Genomic DNA, 21,592 nt, shown 5'->3' with positions numbered 1-21,592 from the left:
ATGAGTAAAAAATATGAAAAATTAAGTACAAGACTTAAAGAATATATGGCTATTGAAGCAATGAGTAGATACGAAGAACCAGTCGTTGATGCTCTAAAAGCAAACATCAAATCAGATAAATTAGAATTTAGTAGAGACGGTTTTGGTTCGCTAATTATTTCAAATAAACAAAGCGATCCTAATGCCCCTGTAATTATGTTTGCAGCACACATGGATGAAGTTGGTTATTTTGTTAGAAATATCGAAGAAAACGGTAATTTACTAGTTGAACCAGTTGGTGGAATTTGACCAGTTACTGTTATTGGAACTAAAGCTAAAATTGTCACAAATCGTGACAACAAAGAAATTACTGGTATTTTTGGCCACACATCAATACACATTTTGGAAAGAGAAAAAGTTACAAAAGCCCCAACAAATAAAGAATTATTTGTGGACGCAGGTTTTGCTAACAAACAAGAAGTAATTGATTTTGGTATTGAACCAGGAGATAGAGTTTATATGAGTGGCGAAGCATTTGATATGCCTAATAATTTAGTTGCCGGTAAATCAATGGATAATAGAGCTGGGGTAACAGTTATTGATTTTCTAGCCAACAACATCAAAGATTTAGACCTACCAAATAAAACATACATCGTTGGTACAGTTCAAGAAGAAGTAGGTCTAAGAGGTGCTAAAACAGCAACATCTATTATTGATGCTGATGTGGCAATTGCAATTGATACATGTGCAAGTCACGATACAACTGGTGCAATTAAAGGTGGAACAAAATTAGGAGATGGAGTTGCTCTATTAGTTAAAGATGGAGGTTTACTAACTAATCCTAAATTTACAGAAATGTTAATGTCTTTAGCACGTAAACACAATATTCCTGCCTATAAATATATTTCTGAAGGTGGTGGTAACGATGCGACTGCATTGCAATATGGTAAAGGCGGTGTGCCTGCAATTACTTTCTCTCTACCACAAAGATATCTACACTCACCAATTGGTGTGTGTTCGTTAGTTGACATACAAGCTGCAATCGATTTAGCAACTGAATTTGTAAAATACTTCAATGTCGAAAGAGCCAAAGAATTGAAACACCAATAAATATTCATTATTAAAAACAGCGTCAACAAGACGCTGTTTTCTTAAAAATTCGCAAATTATTCAGTCTTTTTATTGATTAAGTCCAACTAATATACCTTTATCAACAAAAACATCGTCGCCAGTTCCGAAAATTAAACTAGCTAAGTTAGGATAGTCACTAAATGGATTACGCAACCCTCCATAGTATTTTGCAATTTCGTTGTTTCGTTGGATATCAAAACCATCAATACCATCTTTTTTACTTCAATCAATGTAGGTGTCTAAATATTTTTTGTTTAAATAAGGGAATGTGTTTTTGAATAAATCAGCACTGCCATTACCATCTTCTCATGAAAGTGGATATGTTAAAACAAAATAAAGTGTTGCACGGGCTAAATCGCCTTTGAATGCGTCAATAGGTTCTGTGTAGTTAGCGGTAGTTTTTGTTCCATTTAAACTTATTTTTGCACCATTATCCACAGTATAATAAATACCATTACCCCTATCGGCATTTACTTTTTTATCACTAGGAAATACAAAATGTGCATCAGTTCTTATATTTGGTTCTTTGTTAAATCAAGATTGGGGAACAGTATGTTCTCTGTTAAACACACTTCCTTCACCTTTTGTGTTATTAAGTTTCTTGCCACTTTTGTTGTTTTTGTCACGCCCTTCATAATTATTAAATGAATATACATAAGGGTCTTTACCATTTGGATTTTCTGAATAAATATCAATAATTGATTGATCTTTTTCAAAGAAATTATCAGCAAAAGCTGTTTTGTAAATATTGTATAGCTCTGCATATTGATAATCATATTTGTTAGGCCCTTGTTCAATAATTTCTCGGCTGTTTTTGATAGCTACTTTCTCAGCTTGAATTTTTGATAGTTCTTTAAAAAGTTCTTTACCACGCAAACCATTTAGCGATGAATAATAATTGTTTTTTTCATAGACAAATTTGTTGTTAGTTGAATTACTTTGACTGCTTGAGTCAATGTATTTCATATGGATTTGTTGTGTTTTTTGTTCACTGGTTTTTCTTGTTGCTTTATCGACGATTTCAAATGTTACTAATAAGTTATCGTCGCCTACTTTTTGAATTTTTTTTATGATTATTTTATTATTTGGTGATAGTCCATCTACTTTAAGGTACTTATCGCTAGCAAAATCGTCTAGTGATACACTAGAATCAACACTATCACGTACTGGTGATATTGATACTTTTTTTAGTTCTTCATTTAATTTAGGATCTGTGTAGTTGCAAGCACTTAGAGTAATAGGCATTAGTGCGACAGGCAATAATTTAAGTAAATTTTTTCTCATCTTTCTCCTTAAGAATCTTTCATAGAAATTTTATTATTTTTAGTTCAAAAAAATAGAAAAAGACACACAAAATAAGTGTGTCTAAATCTTTAATTTCTGGTTTTTTTGTTTCAATAAGTTGTTAGGTTTGTCTCGGTTTTTTGATCAGTAGGAACTATTGCTGTGTGGTTAACATCATAAGAAATCAATGTTTCGCCACTTACTGGATCGACAATTTCGTAATTGTCTTTAATTTCATAAAGTTGTTTAGCGTATTTGGCTTCGTATAGTTCTTGTTTATATTTTTCTAACGCTTCAGGTGTTTTTTCATCATCTTTCAACTCGTCAACATTGAAGTTGTTTGCAGTTATATAGTCATATAAAACTTTGTACACTGGTGTATATGAAACATAATCAAAATTATCGTATGCTGAATATGTTTGAATTGTTTCTTCACTAACATTTTCTCATGTTCTTTCTTCACCTTCATTGAATTGAAGACCACTCATGAATGCATGTTTAACATTCTCTAACATTTCGTCATAGAATTTTTCATTGACTTTATCACTGTTTGTAATAACTAAACCATCAACTAACAATAGATTTTGTTTTGGTCTAATGAATCTTATTGTTCCTTTTTTAACAGCTTCGTAATTATCCTCTGAATTGTATGCGTCAAATGCATCACCGTTATAGATAATTCCGGCCTCAACATTTGAATCAAAATTAATCAAGTTATTCAATAATAATTGACCATCACCTAAAAGTTGTAAATTAGGATTAGTTAAGTTGTAACCGATACCGGCTTTAATTGACTCAGCAAATTGATTAATCAATTTTTGATATAGTTTTGGTTCTGATTTTGTACTTGCTTCACCTGTTGGGATTTGATTGTTATAACCTGAACCATAAATCATGTTATCTCTAACTGAATCGGTTAACTCTCAACGATTGTAACTAGATTGTTTCAATGATTGCAACGCATCAACAAACATAACTTCTTTTTGATCCATAGGTTTATTTGCATTAAAACCAATATTTGCTAATTTATTCAATACTAATGAGTCTAATTCGTAAAGTTTTTTTCTTTTTTCAACAGTATCTATTGAAGCGTTTTTCAACTCATTATCAAGTTTTGTAGGATTATATGCAATAACCATGTCTTGACTAAAGTAAGGAATAAAATAGTCGTATAAGTGTTTTGGTTCATCATCTTCTCATGGTTCATTCATTAAGTCGGTTTTTAAAACTTCATCGTAGTATGCTAAGTGATCTCAAACTAATTTTGTATAGATTTGGGTTTGCATTTTTTTGTATTGATCTAGTTTACGATATTCTGCAAATGTCTTACCTTTTGCTCAATCAGGTGTATCTTTGTAGAACAATTTAACATAATCAATTCTTTTCAATTTATTACGTTTAATTAATTGAACTGCCTGCGCATCTGAGCCAATACCACCGATTGCTTTTTCTGTTAAAACAGCTTTAGTAAATTCACCAATTGTTTCAAATTCTTTAAAGTCAAATTTTTCACTTACAGCCTGTCTTGCATTGTCTGATATATATGATTTATAGTTATAAAAAGTTGGTTTAAATGGTTTTTTAAATTTATAGATTAGAGCAGCTGCTAAAGCAGTTGCCATTGCGGTTAAACCAACGCCAAAGGCAACTCTTTTTAAAATGAATTTAGTTTTAGTTTTCATTTTGCTCCTTAAATTTTACTTTTTTAACTTTAGTTTTTTTGACTTTGTATGCGATATAAATTGCGTTACCAACTAATGTCATCAATAACACTGCAGCACCAACAACCAATCCTCAACCACGGAAATTACCTTCATATAGTTTTGTTCCTAGAGTTGAGGTATTTGTTGTAGTTTTTAAGATGATAAAATCATCAAACGACAAGAAAGTGGCAACAAGACCTGCAAAAATTATTGAAGGAATCATGTAGATAAAATAGGTTTTGAATCAGGTTTTGAATTTTGAATAACCTAAATCTTGACTAGCTTCAAATAATGAACGCTCAAATTTTTCACTTCTTGGATACATTAAACTAATTCCATAAGGTAAAGCCATAACTGTATGAGCAACTATACCTCTTAAAAGTCCTTCTTTTGCAACAGAAAGAGTTCCAAAAAACAGTGAAAATACTAAAACCAATGCAATAGCTGTAATATTATCAGGATTAATTAAAGGAATATTATTAACAGATTTAATTACACTCTCAATTTTTTTATTTTTTTGTCTTCAAAGAGCAAAAACCGTTAACAATGATATCGAGACAACTAAAACAGCTGTAAACAAAGCAACAATTATTGAATTTATCAGTGCAATATCTCTACCGTCATCGAAAAATGTATTTCATGATTCTAGAGAAAATGCGTTTCAAGAAGTTGACAAATATCCTTTATCGCTTGGTTTGTTAAAACTGAAAATTACTGAAAACACAAGTGGAATGTAAGTTAGAGCAAGAATGAAATAAATGTATGTTCTTTTAAAAAACTCAGCGATTTTATTCATTGTTACCTCTTTTCTTGTGATTTACTAACTTAACAATTAATCTTGGTATAAAGTTAATTCCTGCATAACAGCCAATGAATAAAGCACTCACAACAATAACTAACACTGATCCTGAAGATAATTCAAATACGTTTGATGGGTTTGAATATTGGTTAATTATCGAACCTACTGTTTGTAGTTGAGCAGGATTAGCTAATAATTTGTCGCTAATCACAAAAGTGGTAGCAGAAGCTAGAAAAATTAAACTCACACCACTTAAAATAGCTTTAGTACTGTATGGAATAACTACTCTGAATAAAGTTTGGATTTTGCTATATCCTAGATCATGACTAGCTTCAATAATATTTTTAGGCATGTCTTTAAACACTGAATACAGTGGCATAATCATGTAAGGTAAATTTAAATAAGTTAATGCTAAAATCATAAATCATTCAGCCTCTAAACTATCTTCATTGAAGATACTCAAAAAGAAGCCTCTTATTGCGTATATCTTTGCAATAGTGAATATAATCATTGGCGAAAGAATTAGACTCATCGCATAAATTGGTAGTATTTTATTTTTTGTTGTTGCTATAAAGTAAGCATAAGGGAAACCTATTAATAAACAAAGAATAGAAGAAATAACACCAATTTTTAAGCTCCGGCCAATAATTTTTCAAGTTCCAAACTCTTTTATTAGTTGAGCACTATCAAAATTATGTCTTGGAGTTAAAGCTTTAATAATAATTAAAATTATAGGTAGAATAACTAAAAATATTGCTAATAAAATATAGGGCAAAAGTAATAATAATCGATTATTTCAGGAAATTTTACTTTTAATTTTTGAATTCATCAGATTGATAATCCCATTTTTCATCTTTTGCCATTAAGTGAATTGAATCAACGGTTCAACTAATAGCTACCGTTTCATTCAAATTGAATTTTTTAGCTGTTTCAACATAGATGTGAAAACCATTTGCAAATTTAACTTTTAAATAGAAATAACTTCCACGGTAAGTTGAGTCAATGATTGTACCTAAAATTACATCTTTGCCATTTAATTCATCAAGCGATACGATATCAACATCTTCAGGGCGAATTAAAACGTCAACATCTTGTCCAATTTTAAATTCGTCTTGTTTATGTATTGTTTGAAAATTACGACCCATGAAATCAACACTTGCTCCACTTCTGAAAACACCGTTGTAAATGTTTGAACTTCCGACAAAGTTTGCTACTCATTTGTTTACTGGGTAGTCATAAATTTGTTTTGGAGTGTCATATTGCTCAATCACACCATCACGCATAATCGCAATTCTATCCGATAACTCAAGTGCTTCGTCTTGATCGTGAGTAACAAATATGAATGTAATACCCAATCTTTGTTGAATACTTCTCAATAGTTTTTGCATTTTTTCTCTAATTTTAGCGTCCAGTGCACTTAGAGGTTCATCTAACAATAGAATACTTGGTTCAATAACCAATGAACGAGCCAATGCAACACGTTGTTTCATTCCACCAGACAATTCGCTAATCGCTTTATTTTCAGAACCATTTAGCCCTACTAATTGCACTATTTGTGCAATTTCTTCTTTCATTTCTTCTTTTGAAATTTTTCTAGTTAAATATTGCTTTTCGAATGCTTCGACTTTCATTTCAACATAGTTTTCTCAATATGAATAGTTAAAATCAGATTTATCTAATCATTTTTGTCTTCTTTTGAATTGCAATGAATTTGGCTTAAATTTATCCATTTCAGATTCATATTGGGCTTGTAGTTTGTCCAATTTAGCCATTTCTAATGCGGCTTTTTTTTCTCATTGTTGTTTTTTAACTCGCAATAATTCAAGATGCTTTGGATTGATTGTTTCTTTCGGAACACGTTTTAGTGTTAAACCATACTTAATGTTTCCTTCAACATTTAAATGTGGGAATAAAGCATAGTCTTGAAAAATAGTTGAAAGATCTCTTTTGTGGGCTGGTAGATCTTTAATATCTCTACCGTTAAATTTAATTTCACCACGTGTGGCTCTTTCAAAACCAGCAATAAGTCTTAAAATTGTTGTTTTACCAGAACCAGAAGGTCCAAGAAGGGTAACAAATTCACCTTTTTTAATATCTAGATTAATTTTTTCTAAAACTACTTTGTCATCAAATTCTTTAACAACTTCCTTCAATTCGATAACATTTCGTATATTTTGATTTTTTTCCATAAATATACTCCTTAATTTAAAAAGTTAATTAAAGTTTACTAGTTGGTCAAATGCTCAACTAGTAATTATCGGAAGCTAAATCAAAAATATCCTCAAAGTATTCGGCGTATGAAAAACATAGCGAAGTGCAAAACTTGCTAGAATAATTCGCTAATACAAATTTAGTACCTGTTTTATTTAAGTCTTTCATAATGGAGATAATTATATTAAACAATCGCAATTGTGAATAAAATTTGCGAAGATTTTTCGGCAATAATAATTCAATCTATTAATGCTCACTGAAATTATCATTTAGCCTTTAATTTAACGCTATTATCGGTATAGAAATAATTCTACTTTGTAATATAATTAATAATTATTAATTAAAAGGAAAGGAGAAAAAAAGATGAAACAATACAAAAAATTGAGCGATGTTGATAAAAAATATCAATTTGATTTAGAAAGCTTATTGAACGGTAATGGCATTGAAGATTTATTCAATGAATATCAAACAAAAATGCAATATTTTATTGATGTTAAAGAATCTAAATACGACAATATTGATGCATATATTGAATATTTGAATAAATCGGCCGAAGTTGGTGTGCTAACAAATAGAATTTCTAACTATCTTTCGAATAATTCTAATCGTGAATTAACAAATTCTAAATACTCAGAACTAAGTAATAAATGAGATCTAATTAGTCAAAAAATCAGTGAACAAATTGGGTCTGAACCTGTTAGATTTTTCAAAAATATTGAAAAAATCAAATCATGAATCAATGACCCTCGTCTATCGAGTCACAGAAAAAATTTAACTGATGCAATTAATGATTTTGAGCATAAGCTAGATGATAATGTTGAAGAATATATTGTCAAACAAGCAAATGCAACACCATCGTTCGAAGGTGTTTTTGATTTAATTACTGATGCAGAATTAGATTATGGATTTATACAAGATTCAAAAGGTAAAAAATATAAATTATCACCTGCATTACGTATTAAATTCATGAAATCAAACGATGCTGTGCTGAGAAAAAATACTTATTTGAATTATCAAAAGGCAAATTTAAGACACAAAAATTCATTGGCTAATTTGTTATTCCAACAATTCAACACGATTGCAACCGAAGCAAAAATTAGAGGTTATAAAGATTCAGTGAACATGCTGACTTTTAGTGATAAAGTTGATGATGAATTATTACAATCATTATTCCAAAAAGTCAGTGGTCTTAAAACTATTATTGCCAAGCGAAATAAATATTTTAAAAAATTTTACGAAGCCAAGTTTAATGAGAAATTTCGGCCAAAATACGACTCGATGCGTGAGTTAGTAAAAGTCAAATCTACTTTCACTGTAGAACAAATGAAAGATGTTGTCCTTGAAGCATTAGAACCTTTTGGACAAGAATATACAGATATTGTCAAAAAAGCTTATAGTGAAAATTGAATTGACTATATGACAATAGACAATAAAATTTCTGGTGCATATTCAATAGGTTCAACATATGGTTTAGATAAAAAATACATTTTAATGAACTTTGATGGCGATTTAGGTTCAGTTGAAACCTTAGCCCACGAATTAGGTCACTCAATGCATTCTTATTTCAGTGATAAAAATAATGAAATTCATAATGCTTCATATCCAATATTTTTAGCAGAAATCGCTTCGATATTTAACGAGCTAATGCTATATGACCATTTATTGAAAAAATCTAATAACGATAAATTCAGATTCAAAATTATTGAATCAATGATAGATGGCTTTATTGGTACTGTATTTAGACAGACATTATGAGCAAATTATGAGTATGATTTGTATAAAAACATTGAAGAAGGTAAAATTGGACCAAGTTATGAAGCAATAGCAAAATTGTATTATGAAAACAATTTAAAATACTCAGTTAAGAAAGCAAAATTCAATAGCGATCAGCAAATCGCAGCTGTAACTGTGCCGCACTTTTATTACGGTTTTTATGTTTACAAATATGCAATTGGACAATTAGTTGCTAACTTTTTCTATAAAAAATACAAAAATGAAGGCCCAGCCTTTTTAGATACTTATATCAAAGAATTTTTATCAGCTGGTGATAGAAATTACCCACTTGATACGCTTGCTAAAGTCGGTGTAGATTTAAAAGATGATAAATTTTACAAAATTGGTTTTAGTTATTTCGAAGAACTTGTCGAAGAATACATCAAACTTGGTAAGAAAATCTTTAAAACCGGTTAAAAAGGAGGTTAGATGATTAAATTAATGAAAATGCTCCCTAAACGTATTAAATGAATCTTTACCCTCGGGGCATTATTAGTCTTTTTAGGTGTTTTGGTTAGTTTGACAATTCCTAATTTTATATCGCAATTTATAAAACTATTGTTTTCGGACGCACCAATTGTTGATCATATTGAAGTTTTAAAAAATTGACATATTTTTAACAATATGCCAAAGGTTGATGTACAGAATAAATTGATAATTATTATTGCTTTACAAACAACATTGTTATCGCTATTTACATTTGCATCAACATTTGTTTTTGTGTTTGCTGCCGAAAGATCATCGCTATTTTATCGGAAACAACTATTTAAAAAACTTAACGCTTTAAGTTTAAAAAATATTTCTGACCTAAAACCTGAATCAATAATGACAAGAATTTCAAATGACGTTGCAATCTTTTGAAACTTTCTTGTTGGCGGATTGAGAATGATGGTTAAAGGTTTTATTATGATAGTAGGTGGAGCAACAATTGCGTTTTCAGTTGACTGAAAAATGGCATTAATTATTTTGCCAGTAATACCTATTATGATGGGTGTGATGGTCGCTATCGGTAAATTTGCCTCGCCATTGATTAAAAAAACTCAATGACAAGTTGAAAAAGTTACTAAAGAAATCGACGAAAACATTAAAGGAATTAGAACAATAAAAACATACAATCTCGAAAACGAAAGATTGGAAAAATTTAGAAATTCTAACAATACCTGATTCAAATTAAATTCAAAAGCTGCAACTATAATCACTTCCTTACACCCAATATTTTTTACAGTCAATAACTTTATTGTTATTGGAATATATATGTTTGTTAGAGGTGAGTATATTTCGAAAACAGCTACTGATAATACAGTAGTGCAAATGAATATATTTATTGAATATCTTTGAATGATTGCTTTTGGAATTTTACTAATTACAATGTTTTTAAGATTTGCCTTCAGAGCAAAAATTTCTGCAGTCAGAATCAGAGAAGTATTGATTGCAAAAGAAGACAAATTAGTTGTAGAAAACGGAATAAGAATCAATAATAATGAAGATCAAAATCTTGATATTACAATAGAAAATTTAAATTTCAAATACTATAAAGATAACCCCAATTATTCTTTAAGTGATATTAACTTACACATTCCCTATAAATCAAGTTTAGGAATTATCGGTTTATTTGCTTCTGGAAAATCAACTCTTGTTAGCTTGCTTTTAAATAACTATGTTTATGATGAAGGTTCAATTAAAATTGGTGACCACGAAGTAAATCAAATCAATACAAAGGACCTATTGAATACAGTAGGTATTGTTTATCAAGACGCAATGTTGTTTTCTGGTACGATTCGTTCAAATATGCAATGAGCAAAACCTGATGCAACTGATGAAGAAATTAATACTGCTTTAAAAAATGCTTGTGCTTATGATTTTGTTTACAAATTTGGTGACAATTTAGACCATAAAATCACGCAAGGGGCAACAAATATTTCTGGCGGGCAAAAACAAAGACTTTCAATTGCTCGTTCATTATTGCGTAAACCAAAAATTTTAATTTTAGATGATTCTACAAGTGCTTTAGACAACATAACTACAAAACAAGTAATTGAAAATATTACTAAAAACTATAAATGTACCACTATTTTAATTTCACAAAAAATTGGTGCTTTAAAAAATTGCGAGAATATTATTGTAATGGATTCTGGAAAAATTATTGCTAAAGGAAAACACGAACAATTGGTAGAATCTTCGCCATTCTATGCACAAATACACAAAAGTCAATTGGAATTATAAGGAGGGAATATGAATACACAAAAGTCTAAACGTAAATTCGGTTCCACATTAGGAATCATTAAACTTGTTACAAAATATTCTGGACGCTCTCCTTGATTATTTGTCTTTGGAATTTTCACAACCATTATCAACTCGACTGCTTATATTGCCGGAATAATGATGGGTGGTATTCTAGCTTCAAAATCATTTACTCACGCAGCCTTGCAGGCTGATGCTAAATTTAATGATACATTTTTTATCACAATGATTGTTGCTATGGTCTTTGTCTTCTTAATTTTTGGTATATTTAGATTCCTCGAATTCAAAATATATTTAATATTAGGTTTTTCAACAGCCATGAATATGCGTCGTTTAGGGATGGAAAAACTATTAAAAATGCCTGTTTCGTATTATGATACACACAAAACCGGTGATTTAATTTCCACTTTAATCAATGATGTCAATAATATTTCAATGACTCTAAGCCAAATATTGACGCAAGCTTTTTCAAATATTGCTCACCTGTTAATTACCATTACAACAATGATAATTTACAGTGCCAATATTACTATTATCGTTATATTAATAACATTATTCCTATTTTCTTTTGGTTTCATAATGATTAAAAAAGCACGTCCAAATGTTGAACGTGTTTGAGATGAATTTGGAAATCTAAACGCCTTTGTTGAAGAAGGTGTTAAAAATATGAAAATCACAAAGACTTTTGGCCGTCAACAAGAGTCGACCAAAAGCTTCAATAAAATAGCTAAAAATATTTATCGTAACGCTTTTAAGGCTGACTTATGAACTGAAATGTTTATTCCATGGTTTATTATGTCAACTAATATTATTGTTTTAGCTGCCGCAGCAATCATTGTCGTGTTCAAAAACAATAATATTGCTTTGTGAAGCTTGTTGCAAGTTTTGGGTTTAAATAGCAATGGCCCTGATCTTGGTTTTTTCCTAGCTTATATTGGTTATATACATAACGTAACAGGCGCATTTCAATCAATTATTAGTACAATTTTTGGATCACAAAACGGTGTTATTTCCACTGTGCGGATCAATGAAATAGCCCAATTAATTGAGCCTGATACTTCTAACGAAATTAACGAGTTAAAAAACGTTAAAGGACACATAAAATTTGAAAATGTGTGATTCAGATACAATAGCAATAAAGATGAATGACACTTAAAAAACGCTTCATTTGAAGCTCTGCCAGGCCAAAGCATTGCTCTTGTGGGGCCTACAGGGGCAGGAAAAACAACTGTTATTAATTTATTAAGTAAATTCCATAATTACGAAAAAGGTTCAATAACAATTGATGGTGTTGAATTAAAAACTATTAAAAAAGAGAGCTTAAACCAATACATGGCTGTGGTTTTACAGGATTCATTTATGTTTAAAGATACAGTTTATAACAACATATTGATTGGGAATAAAAACGCAAGTGAACATACTATTTACAATTCAACCAAATTAGTTTCAGCTCACAATACTATCCTAAGACTTGAAAAGGGATATCACACAATGCTAGAGGATAATGATATGTTGTTGTCCAAAGGGGAAAAACAATTGTTAGCAATCTCGAGAGCAGTTTTAGGCGATAAAAAAATCCTTATTTTAGACGAAGCGACTTCTAATATTGATACAAACACTGAGAAAATTATTCAAGATGCTTTAGCAAATTCAATAATGAAAAACAAAACCAGCATTGTTATTGCGCACCGTTTGAGCACAATCAAAAATGCAGATCTAATCTTGTTTGTTGAAGATGGTGAAATTGTTGAACGTGGTACACACCACGAATTAATTGAACAAGATGGCAAATACGCCGCTTTATATAAATCACAGTTCGCATAAAAGTAAAAAACAATAAAGCTAATTGACTTTATTGTTTTTTTACTTTGTTTTGGACAAAATATTTATATAAACCACCATTTTTATGATTTGGTGCAATTTCATCAGCGACCGATTTAAGTGAAGGAGTCGAATTTCCCATCGCTACCAATTTACCAACATAACCTTTTAAACACGAGTCCGACATTGAATCGCCAATATGAACAGTATTTGATAAATCAATATTATTAATGCGACAATACTCAACAGTGGCCATTGCTTTGTTTGTGGTGATGTCTGTAATTTCGATTATGTAATTGCGGCTAGCGGTGTATGAGTTAGTTAAATTAGGAAAATTTTTTTCAATTTGTTTAAGAATTTTTTTTGAAAATAAATTTGTGTGAAAAGCAAAGGCGATTTTCGTAATTTGTTTGTGCTTTGATATATCAAAATCTTTAAATAAATTTATTGACTTTACTCAACGCTTAATTGTTATGTTAGCTAAAAATCTTTGAATTTTATTTTTTACATAAATATGCTCGCCTGTAGCATCATAAACCATAAATAATATTTTTTTTGATATTGCATAATCAACAATTTTTTGCACCGTTTCATTGCAAATAGGGTTAGCTAAAACACGCTCACGGTTGATGTAAACTTCAGCACCCGATGAACTAATAATATCATGAATATTTAACTGTCTCATTGCTTGTTGAACTCTAAAATCTGAATAACTGCGGCCTGTCGAAAAGACAACATTAGCGAAATTTTTAAGAATTAAAATAGCACTTAAATTTCTGTGCGAAATTCGACTAAAACCTCTTTGATCAAATAAAGTTCCATCAAGGTCAATAAAGTATGTAATTTTATCTTTTGGTTGCATGTTTGTTAATTATAAATAATTTTATTTTAAAACCTAAAAATCAGTCAAAATACTATATAAAAAACAGCAAATGCTGTTTAAAAACTAATTTTTGTGTTTAACTTTGCTTACTAGTGCAATTCTATTTCATGTGTTAATTGCAATTGCATTCATCATTAAATCAGAAATTTCGGCTTCATTAAAGAATTTTGATAATTCTTCAAATGTTTCATCACTAAGAGCAACATTTGAAATATGTGTTATTTCTTCTGTCATTTTTAACACTGCTTTTTCTTTTTCGCTAAATAATGGTGATTCAGTTCATGCTGGTAGTGCAAAAATTCTACGCTCTGTTTCACCTGCCTCTAAAGCTGCTTTTGTGTGAATTTCTAAACAGTAAGCACATTTGTTAATTTGTGATGCTCTAACTTTAATTAACTCAATTAAAATTGGGCTTAAATTAGCTGAAATATGTGCGTTTAATTGAGATAAGATTTTTGTTGATTCTGGGTCTTGTTTTGCAATAACTACTCTTTTGGTCATTTTTTTGCTCCTTTTTGCATTTTTTCATTTTTTTATGCAATTATTATTTTAAATTAAAACCAATTAAAAACAAAATGAATTTATGCCAGAATATTTTCCAAGCAAAAATAAATACTTAATTAGGAGCTTGCTATCAAATTACACAAAAAAGTATAAAAAAATAGCAGTTCCCTATTTTCCCATCTCTGGTATCGTCGGCACTACAAGGCTTAACTACTGAGTTCGGAATGGTATCAGGTGATCCCTTGCGCTATAACTACTGATAAAATAATACTATATTTTGCAAAAAAGCAAAATAATTTTTTAATTTATTTTTAATAAAATTTTTGCATTTATTAATAAATGAATATATTGAAAGTTAAACTACGTTTTTATATATTGTTAATAACGACGACCTTTGTTATCAACAATATATGATAAAAATTCTGTGACAATTGACGAATCAATTTTGTTTAAATATAGCTCAATAAGTGTTTTTAGATCAAAGTGATATAGGTTAATGTAAACATACGTCTTATTTTTGACATGGGTGTGAATATAATTGCTGATTACATCAGCATTAGGAGCATTAAACTAATATTTTTTTGTCAATAACAAAAGTAATTAGTTTTTGATTATTAAAAATAATTTAAAAAAATAAAAAAAATAGCAGCTCCCTATTTTCCCATCTCTGGTATCGTCGGCACTACAAGGCTTAACTACTGAGTTCGGAATGGTATCAGGTGATCCCTTGCGCTATAACTACTGATAAAATAATACTATATTTTGCAAAAAAGCAAAATAATTTTTATATTTTTTTTAGGGAGTTAATTATTGACTCATCAATTTGTCTTAACTCGCCTTTTTTCAAGTCTAAAGGTAAATTTATTGAACCAAAACTTATTCGTTTCAAGTATGTTACTTGATACCCGAAAAATGATAACATTTGCTTCACCTGATGAAATTTGCCTTCATAAATAGTCAACTGACAGATATTTTTGGCAATAAAATTGAATTTATAATCCTTAACCACATGGTTTTGGATTTTGATATCACCTGTATAGTTTTTTATGTGATCATCGAAATCTTTATCAACCTCAACATGATATGTTTTAGGCACATGATTTTGTGGTTTTAATACTCAATTTGACCAACTTCCATCATCAGTTATGATTAATAAACCTTCTGTATCTTTATCTAGTCGCCCAACACAAAAATATTGATTTTTCTTTAAATCTATTAGATCAAAAATTGTTTGTTGATTTTTATCGTTATTAGCCGATAAATAACCGGCAGGTTTATTGAATAAATAGTAATGATATTTTGTCAATGTAATAGGCTGATTTTTAATTGAAATTGCGTCATTTTCAATATCAACTTGAATACTTTTCAATATTTTTGTTCCGTTTACAGCAATATCACCTTTACGAATCATTTTCGTTATTTGTGCGCGTGAGAATTGCGTTGAACGAGCTATTATTTTTTCTATTCTTTCTTTTGGCATACTGATATTTAGTTTGAAACAGGTCCGTCTGGACTTGGATTATATTGGTTTGTGTTGCCTTGTGGATTATTAGCTTTTTGTTTTTCTAATTCAGCAAGTTTTTGTTGATCCTCGTTTGTTATTTTTTTGATAATTTCAATCACATTATCGTATTGTTTCTTATCAAAAGCAACAAATAAAGACGTCAACGAATTTGTAAAGTAAAATTCGTATTCTTTTGGTAATTGAACATTTGGCGCATAATCACTTACTGTTGGTAGTATTGATAAACCATAAACAACTTTACCATTAGAATAGTCAAACGGCGCTAATGATTGAGAAACTAAATAGTCTTTATCACGGTATTGAATTGGTTTCATTGTTGTATTGCTATTTGAAATATAAACAAGAAATTTATCTTTGAAAAACTCTTTATTGAACACATTAGAAATTTTAAAATTACTTATGGCATCAGGCACTTCATCTCAATCGATGTCTTCAGTTAATTCGAAATTGTTATAAACTAAAAAACCTGGAAAAACTTCGCTGGCTGTTAAATCGTTTTCTAGAATTAGAATCTTATTATCGTGTGGTTGTGACTTTAAAAAATCAAGATAGCTGTATTTTTCAATATTATTTGTTGTAATTTGTTTTGGAATATTATTAGTTGAACCTTGATCTCCGACATCATTTTTTGTATCTTGTTTTTCAATATTATTCGTTGAACAAGAAGCGGCTAAAATTGGTAATATCGTCAACAATGACGACAATGCTATTTTTTTCATATTTCTCCTTATTATTTGCATTTTTTATTATGTAAATAATATCAAAGAAGAAAAAAAATTGAAAAATAGATTTTAAGGTTCTTGATATTATTTATTTCTATTTTCTAAAAAAATATAAAAAAAATAGCAGCTCCCTATTTTCCCATCTCTGGTATCGTCGGCACTACAAGGCTTAACTACTGAGTTCGGAATGGTATCAGGTGATCCCTTGCGCTATAACTACTGATAAAATAATACTATATTTTTTTTATAATCCAAATATTTTTTATATTTTTTTTAAATAAAAATAAAAAAAATAAGCTTACGCTTATTTTGGTCAATTTCTTGAAATGGTACGCCCTAGAGGATTCGAACCTCTGACCCAATGGTTAAAAGCCATTTGCTCTACCTGCTGAGCTAAGGGCGCATTTAGCGATCTTGCGATCATTTGGTACCCAGAACTGGACTTGAACCAGCACGGTGTTACCACCGAGGGATTTTAAGTCCCTTGCGTCTACCTATTCCGCCACCTGGGCAACTTCTTAAAATTGCTATTTAATTATAGTATATTTTTAAAAAACAAAAAAGTTTTTTTTATTTTTTTTATAAGCGAAATAATTAGTAACAAAAATTAAATAAAATAGCTTATTTTATTCTTTTTGTTTGCCCATTTCATAATATCCATAGTAAATTGATTTAGATGTTTTGATTGGCGTTTTTCATGTTTTGCCATACCATTGTTCTAAATATTTCTCAGTATTATTTAAACACATGTATTTTCTGCCACACATTTCAATTGAACTTGGTGAATTGAAATCAACACTTTCAATTAAACAATAATTACTTTTGTCTGGTCAAACGGTTAAAGCGTATTTATCTGAGTTTGCAACATATAATTTATCATAAACTGCTTGGAATGTTAAACCTTTTAGTCATCACATGCTCAATTTAACAAAAATTCTTGCAAGTGTTTTAGCAATTTTATGATTAAAGTAATATTTAACATTTGTTCAGCCACGTAATCCTTTTGTTTTATAAATTGGCTTAGTTAAATATTTTTTAAAAACTTCAGCGCTGCTTGGCACGACAACAAAGAGGTCGATATATTGTGAGTTTGGATCTTTCACATCGACATTTGAAAGCGAGTCAACAAAACGAGGAAATGTTAGAAAATGATGCTTGGTATTTTCATTTGTAACAATTCGATCGGGGTATTTGGCGATTAAAAAATCAAGAGCTGATTTAGTAATGATTATGTCAATATCAGCATCTCATTCAATTAAGTCATTATTTCTAACGGCACCTAATAGTGTTCCGTATGCCAATGAATACTTAAAATTATTTTGTGTAAGAATATCAACAAGTTCGTTAAGCAATTTTAAATTGCCTTGTTGTCTTTTTTTAATATTTGGCAATAAACCAGGATTATTATTAATTTTCATAGGCAAAATTATTATAAGACTAAATTGCATTTATTGATAAAAAAAGATAGGTAAAATTAGCATATGAAATAAAAAACAAAAGTTCTCATTTGTTAAATTCAAAAAAGTGGAACTTTTGTTTTTTATTTCACGCATTTATTGGTAAAAAAGATAGGCAAAATTACAATAAAATAGCGAGTAAAGTATGCTGTTTTTCTCAAAAATTACCATTAATAAAAAAATATAATTTTTTTCTTGAAAATAAATAATTATTTGATATAATCACTCAGTAACTATGTTACGATAAAAGTGTTATCCCTTTTAATTATTAATTTATTTTTTATACACCGACAACCTAATGGTTGTTATTTTTTTACTTTTTTTAAAAAAGAAAAATAAAGCCATTTTAAGCATGGCTTTATTTTTATTAATTATTCATCGTCATCATTTTTGATGTTACGTGTTTTAATAACTTGATCAGCAATATTTTTTGGTGTTTTTTCGTAGTGATCGAATTGCATTTGATAGTTTCCACGACCAGCAGTCATACTACGTAAATCAGTTGCATAACCAAACATTTCTTTCAATGGAACGTGTGAACGAATCACGTGAGCACCATCATTTCTGGTTTCGTTATCAACAATTTGTCCTCTACGACGAGTTAAATCACCCATAACGTCACCAAAGTAATCTTCAGGTATAACAACAGCAACGTCCATAATTGGTTCAAGTAGAACTGTTCCTAATTGATCTTTAGCTTTGGTTAGAGCTTTAGAAGCAGCAATTTTATAAGCCATTTCTGAAGAGTCGACATCGTGGTATGAACCATCAAATAATGTAGCTTTAATATCAATCATTGGGTAACCGGCTAAAATACCGCTTGCCATTTTATCTTCAAGACCTTTTTGAATTGATTTAATGTATTCTTTAGGAATTTTACCACCAACGATTTTGTCCACAAATTCAAACCCTTTATCTTTGTTAGGTTCAAATTTAATTCAAACGTGACCGTATTGACCTTTACCACCAGATTGTTTAATGTGTTTTCCTTCAACTTCAGCTTCGTTAGTAATTGTTTCACGGTATGAAACTTGTGGAGCACCAACTTTAGCTTTAACACCGTGTTCACGTTTTAGACGGTCCACGATGATGTCTAAGTGTAATTCACCCATACCAGCAATAATAGTTTGACCGGTTTCTTCATCGGTGTAAGTTCTAAATGTAGGGTCTTCGGCTGCTAGTTTTTGTAAACCTAAAGCCAATTTTTCCATAGCATCTTTTGTTTCAGGTTCTAAAGCTTGTGAAATAACAGGTTCCGGGAATACCATTCTTTCTAGAACAACTTTTGGTGATTTGTCAGCAACTAGAGTATCACCTGTTGTAGTGGCTTTTAGACCAACTAAGGCGTTGATGTCACCAGCATAACATTCATCGATTTCTTCACGTGAGTTAGCGTGCATTTTAATGATACGTCCAATACGTTCTTTAACGTCTTTAGTTGTGTTGTAAACGTATGAACCTTTTTGTAACACACCAGCATATGTACGGAAGAAAGTTAGTGATCCAACAAATGGGTCAGTCATAACTTTGAATGCTAAAGCCACGAATGGGTGATCATCTGTAGCTGGAACTGAAACTTCTTCGTCTCCTAAATATCCTTTAATAGCTGGAACATCTAGTGGAGAAGGTAAGTAATCTACAGCAGCTTGAATCATTTTTTTAACACCTTTGTTTTTGAAACTTGTTCCACAAATACATGGGAAGAAAGTAGATGTTAAAGTTGCTTTACGAATCATTGCTTTAAGTTCATCTTCTGTTGGTTCTACACCTTCTAGAAGTTTCATCATAAATTCGTCATCGTATGTTGAAAGAGAGTCAATTAACATTGCTCTTCTTTCTTTAGCAACTTCTAAGTATTCAGCTGGAATTTCAGTTACTTCTGGATTTTCTTCAGGTTTTCCGTCGTAAATGTATGCTTTCATTTCAACTAGGTCAATAATTCCTGTGAAGTTCGATTCAGCACCAATAGGTACTTGAATAGCAACTGCATTTCCGTTTAGTCTTGATTTAACTGAGTTAACTGACATAAAGAAGTCAGCACCCATTTTATCCATTTTGTTTACATAAACAATTCTAGGTACTTTGTAGTTTGTTGCTTGTCTTCAAACTGTTTCAGTTTGAGGTTCAACACCACTTTGGGCGTCAAGCACAGTAACTGCACCGTCTAATACACGAAGTGAACGTTCAACTTCAACTGTAAAGTCAACGTGTCCTGGAGTATCAATAATATTGATTCTGGTTCCTTTTCAAAAGGCTGTTGTTGCGGCTGAAGTAATGGTAATTCCACGCTCTTGTTCTTGAGCCATTCAGTCCATTTGTGAAGCACCATCGTGGGTTTCACCTAATTTGTGAATTCTACCTGTGTGTAGCAAAATTCTTTCTGTTGTTGTTGTTTTCCCTGCATCAATGTGGGCCATAATACCGATATTACGGTAGTTTTTTAATTCGTATTGTCTAGCCATAATATCTTATCATCTAAAGTGAGCAAAAGCACGGTTAGCTTCAGCCATTTTGTGTGTATCTTCACGTTTTTTGATTGCTCCACCAGTTTTGTTTGATGCATCAATGATTTCGTTAGCTAAACGAACATCCATTGTTTTTTCGTTTCTTAGACGTGAATATTGAACTAATCATCTTAATGATAAAGTTTGTTTTCTACGTGCTGAAACTTCTGTAGGAACTTGGTAGTTTGTACCACCGATTCTTCTTGTTCTGATTTCCAATTGAGGAGTAATGTTTTCAATTGCAGCTTGAAATACTTCCATTGGTTCTTTGTTTGTTTTTTCTTTAATAATGTTAAAGGCTGAGTATAGAATGTCTTGCGCTACGGATTTTTTACCATCTAGCATAATTGAGTTAATCAACTTTGTAACTAGAACTGAATTAAAAATTGGGTCAGCAAGTACTTCTCTAACTGGAGCTTTGTGTTTTCTTGACATAATTTTCTCTCTTTCTTTCTAATTAATTGCTTGATTTTTCTTTTTTGGTTCCGTATAGACTTCTACCTTGTTTACGGTTATTAACTCCCGCTAAGTCTTGTGTACCTCTAACGATGTGGTATCTAACACCAGGTAGATCTTTAACTCTACCTCCTCTGATTAGAACAACTGAGTGTTCTTGTAGGTTGTGGCCTTCACCACCAATGTATGCGGTAACTTCCATACCGTTTGATAATTTAACACGAGCATATTTACGCATAGCTGAGTTAGGTTTTTTAGGAGTCATAGTTGCAACACGAGTACATACACCACGTTTAAAAGGAGCTGATTCTTTACGGCTCGATTTTGTAAGAGTGTTGTAGCTTAAGTTCAATGCAGGAGCATTTTGTTTACGAACTTTTTGCACTCTACCACTACCAACTAATTGATTTGTTGTAGGCATTTAAATTTTCCTTTCTGTTTTTGTTAACTTATTTTTTTAAAATATTGCTATATAAAAATAACGTGCTTATTATACAACAACTTACCCGTGTGTTTCATTTTTTTTAAAAATTTGTTTTTTTACGAAAAAATCTAGTTTTAAAGCTAAAAAATCGATGTAACTCTTTGGACATGATTAA

At 30.5% G+C, this 21,592-nt stretch carries 17 protein-coding genes, 2 tRNA genes and 3 rRNA genes; 4 read left to right on the top strand and 18 right to left on the bottom strand.

Features of this window, described 5'->3' with window-relative positions; translation table 4 throughout:
- Positions 1–1,089, top strand: a complete 1,089-nt coding sequence (locus NXS15_RS01800; protein ID WP_259290161.1) for a M42 family metallopeptidase — start codon at positions 1–3, stop codon at positions 1,087–1,089.
- Between the two features lie 69 nt (positions 1,090–1,158).
- Here NXS15_RS01800 and NXS15_RS01795 read toward each other — a convergent pair whose 3' ends face one another.
- From NXS15_RS01795 to NXS15_RS01775, 5 genes are all read right to left on the bottom strand, one after another.
- On the bottom strand, positions 1,159–2,394 hold the full coding sequence (locus tag NXS15_RS01795; protein ID WP_259290160.1) for an endonuclease: 1,236 nt from the start codon (positions 2,392–2,394) through the stop codon (positions 1,159–1,161).
- An 89-nt stretch (positions 2,395–2,483) separates the two neighbouring features.
- Positions 2,484–4,076: a hypothetical protein gene (locus NXS15_RS01790; protein ID WP_259290159.1), complete on the bottom strand. Its 1,593-nt coding sequence runs from the start codon at positions 4,074–4,076 to the stop codon at positions 2,484–2,486.
- Positions 4,066–4,893, bottom strand: a complete 828-nt coding sequence (locus NXS15_RS01785) for an ABC transporter permease (RefSeq protein ID WP_259290158.1) — start codon at positions 4,891–4,893, stop codon at positions 4,066–4,068. The genes NXS15_RS01790 and NXS15_RS01785 overlap by 11 nt, the downstream gene beginning before the upstream one ends.
- The gene (locus tag NXS15_RS01780) at positions 4,886–5,725 is read right to left on the bottom strand and encodes an ABC transporter permease (RefSeq protein WP_259290157.1); all 840 of its coding nucleotides are present in this window, start codon (positions 5,723–5,725) and stop codon (positions 4,886–4,888) included. Before NXS15_RS01780 ends, NXS15_RS01785 begins: the two co-directional genes overlap by 8 nt.
- Positions 5,709–7,085: an ABC transporter ATP-binding protein gene (locus NXS15_RS01775; RefSeq protein WP_259290156.1), complete on the bottom strand. Its 1,377-nt coding sequence runs from the start codon at positions 7,083–7,085 to the stop codon at positions 5,709–5,711. The genes NXS15_RS01780 and NXS15_RS01775 overlap by 17 nt, the downstream gene beginning before the upstream one ends.
- Positions 7,086–7,470: 385 nt before the next feature.
- Here NXS15_RS01775 and pepF point away from each other — a divergent pair, with 385 nt between their 5' ends.
- From pepF to NXS15_RS01760, 3 genes are read left to right on the top strand one after another with little or no spacing between them, the layout of a single operon-like run.
- The gene (gene pepF / locus NXS15_RS01770; protein ID WP_259290155.1) at positions 7,471–9,297 is read left to right on the top strand and encodes an oligoendopeptidase F; all 1,827 of its coding nucleotides are present in this window, start codon (positions 7,471–7,473) and stop codon (positions 9,295–9,297) included.
- 12 nt (positions 9,298–9,309) lie between these two features.
- The gene (locus tag NXS15_RS01765; protein ID WP_259290154.1) at positions 9,310–11,103 is read left to right on the top strand and encodes an ABC transporter ATP-binding protein; all 1,794 of its coding nucleotides are present in this window, start codon (positions 9,310–9,312) and stop codon (positions 11,101–11,103) included.
- 9 nt (positions 11,104–11,112) lie between these two features.
- Positions 11,113–12,945: an ABC transporter ATP-binding protein gene (locus NXS15_RS01760; RefSeq protein ID WP_259290153.1), complete on the top strand. Its 1,833-nt coding sequence runs from the start codon at positions 11,113–11,115 to the stop codon at positions 12,943–12,945.
- A gap of 28 nt (positions 12,946–12,973) precedes the next feature.
- Here the strand turns inward: NXS15_RS01760 and NXS15_RS01755 are convergent, their stop codons facing one another.
- The 13 genes from NXS15_RS01755 to rpsL all read right to left on the bottom strand — a co-directional run bounded on the left by NXS15_RS01755 (position 12,974) and on the right by rpsL (position 21,414).
- A complete protein-coding gene (locus tag NXS15_RS01755) occupies positions 12,974–13,804 on the bottom strand; it encodes an HAD family hydrolase (protein WP_259290152.1) in 831 nt (276 codons plus the stop codon).
- An 84-nt stretch (positions 13,805–13,888) separates the two neighbouring features.
- Positions 13,889–14,326 carry a carboxymuconolactone decarboxylase family protein gene (locus NXS15_RS01750; RefSeq protein WP_259290151.1) on the bottom strand — a complete coding sequence of 146 codons (438 nt, stop codon included), beginning with the start codon at positions 14,324–14,326 and terminating at the stop codon, positions 13,889–13,891.
- A gap of 158 nt (positions 14,327–14,484) precedes the next feature.
- Positions 14,485–14,590, bottom strand: a 5S ribosomal RNA gene (gene rrf, locus NXS15_RS01745).
- 379 nt (positions 14,591–14,969) lie between these two features.
- Positions 14,970–15,075: ribosomal RNA gene (gene rrf / locus NXS15_RS01740) — 5S ribosomal RNA — on the bottom strand.
- Positions 15,076–15,113: 38 nt separating this feature from the next.
- Positions 15,114–15,809, bottom strand: a complete 696-nt coding sequence (locus tag NXS15_RS01735) for a pseudouridine synthase (RefSeq protein ID WP_259290150.1) — start codon at positions 15,807–15,809, stop codon at positions 15,114–15,116.
- 8 nt (positions 15,810–15,817) lie between these two features.
- Positions 15,818–16,573: a hypothetical protein gene (locus NXS15_RS01730; protein ID WP_259290149.1), complete on the bottom strand. Its 756-nt coding sequence runs from the start codon at positions 16,571–16,573 to the stop codon at positions 15,818–15,820.
- Between the two features lie 121 nt (positions 16,574–16,694).
- A 5S ribosomal RNA gene (gene rrf / locus NXS15_RS01725) occupies positions 16,695–16,800 on the bottom strand.
- Between the two features lie 103 nt (positions 16,801–16,903).
- Positions 16,904–16,979: transfer RNA gene (locus NXS15_RS01720), tRNA-Lys, on the bottom strand.
- A 22-nt stretch (positions 16,980–17,001) separates the two neighbouring features.
- Positions 17,002–17,088, bottom strand: a tRNA-Leu gene (locus NXS15_RS01715).
- Positions 17,089–17,202: 114 nt separating this feature from the next.
- On the bottom strand, positions 17,203–17,994 hold the full coding sequence (gene mf1 / locus NXS15_RS01710) for a diacylglycerol cholinephosphotransferase Mf1 (RefSeq protein ID WP_259290148.1): 792 nt from the start codon (positions 17,992–17,994) through the stop codon (positions 17,203–17,205).
- A gap of 410 nt (positions 17,995–18,404) precedes the next feature.
- Complete coding sequence (fusA, locus tag NXS15_RS01705) at positions 18,405–20,495, bottom strand: elongation factor G (protein ID WP_259290147.1); 2,091 nt, start codon at positions 20,493–20,495, stop codon at positions 18,405–18,407.
- Positions 20,496–20,501: 6 nt separating this feature from the next.
- Positions 20,502–20,972 carry a 30S ribosomal protein S7 gene (rpsG, locus tag NXS15_RS01700; RefSeq protein WP_259290146.1) on the bottom strand — a complete coding sequence of 157 codons (471 nt, stop codon included), beginning with the start codon at positions 20,970–20,972 and terminating at the stop codon, positions 20,502–20,504.
- Between the two features lie 22 nt (positions 20,973–20,994).
- Positions 20,995–21,414 (bottom strand): 30S ribosomal protein S12, encoded by a 420-nt coding sequence (rpsL, locus tag NXS15_RS01695; protein WP_259290145.1) that lies wholly within the window; start codon positions 21,412–21,414, stop codon positions 20,995–20,997.
- Positions 21,415–21,592: the final 178 nt, after the last annotated feature.

The organism is Mycoplasma sp. CSL7475-4 (assembly GCF_024834065.1).
In the GTDB taxonomy this organism is placed as follows: Bacteria; Bacillota_I; Bacilli_A; order Mycoplasmatales; family Metamycoplasmataceae; genus Mycoplasmopsis.
The sequence above is the reverse complement of the archived record's forward strand: the minus strand, read 5'-3'. Positions and strand labels throughout refer to the sequence as shown.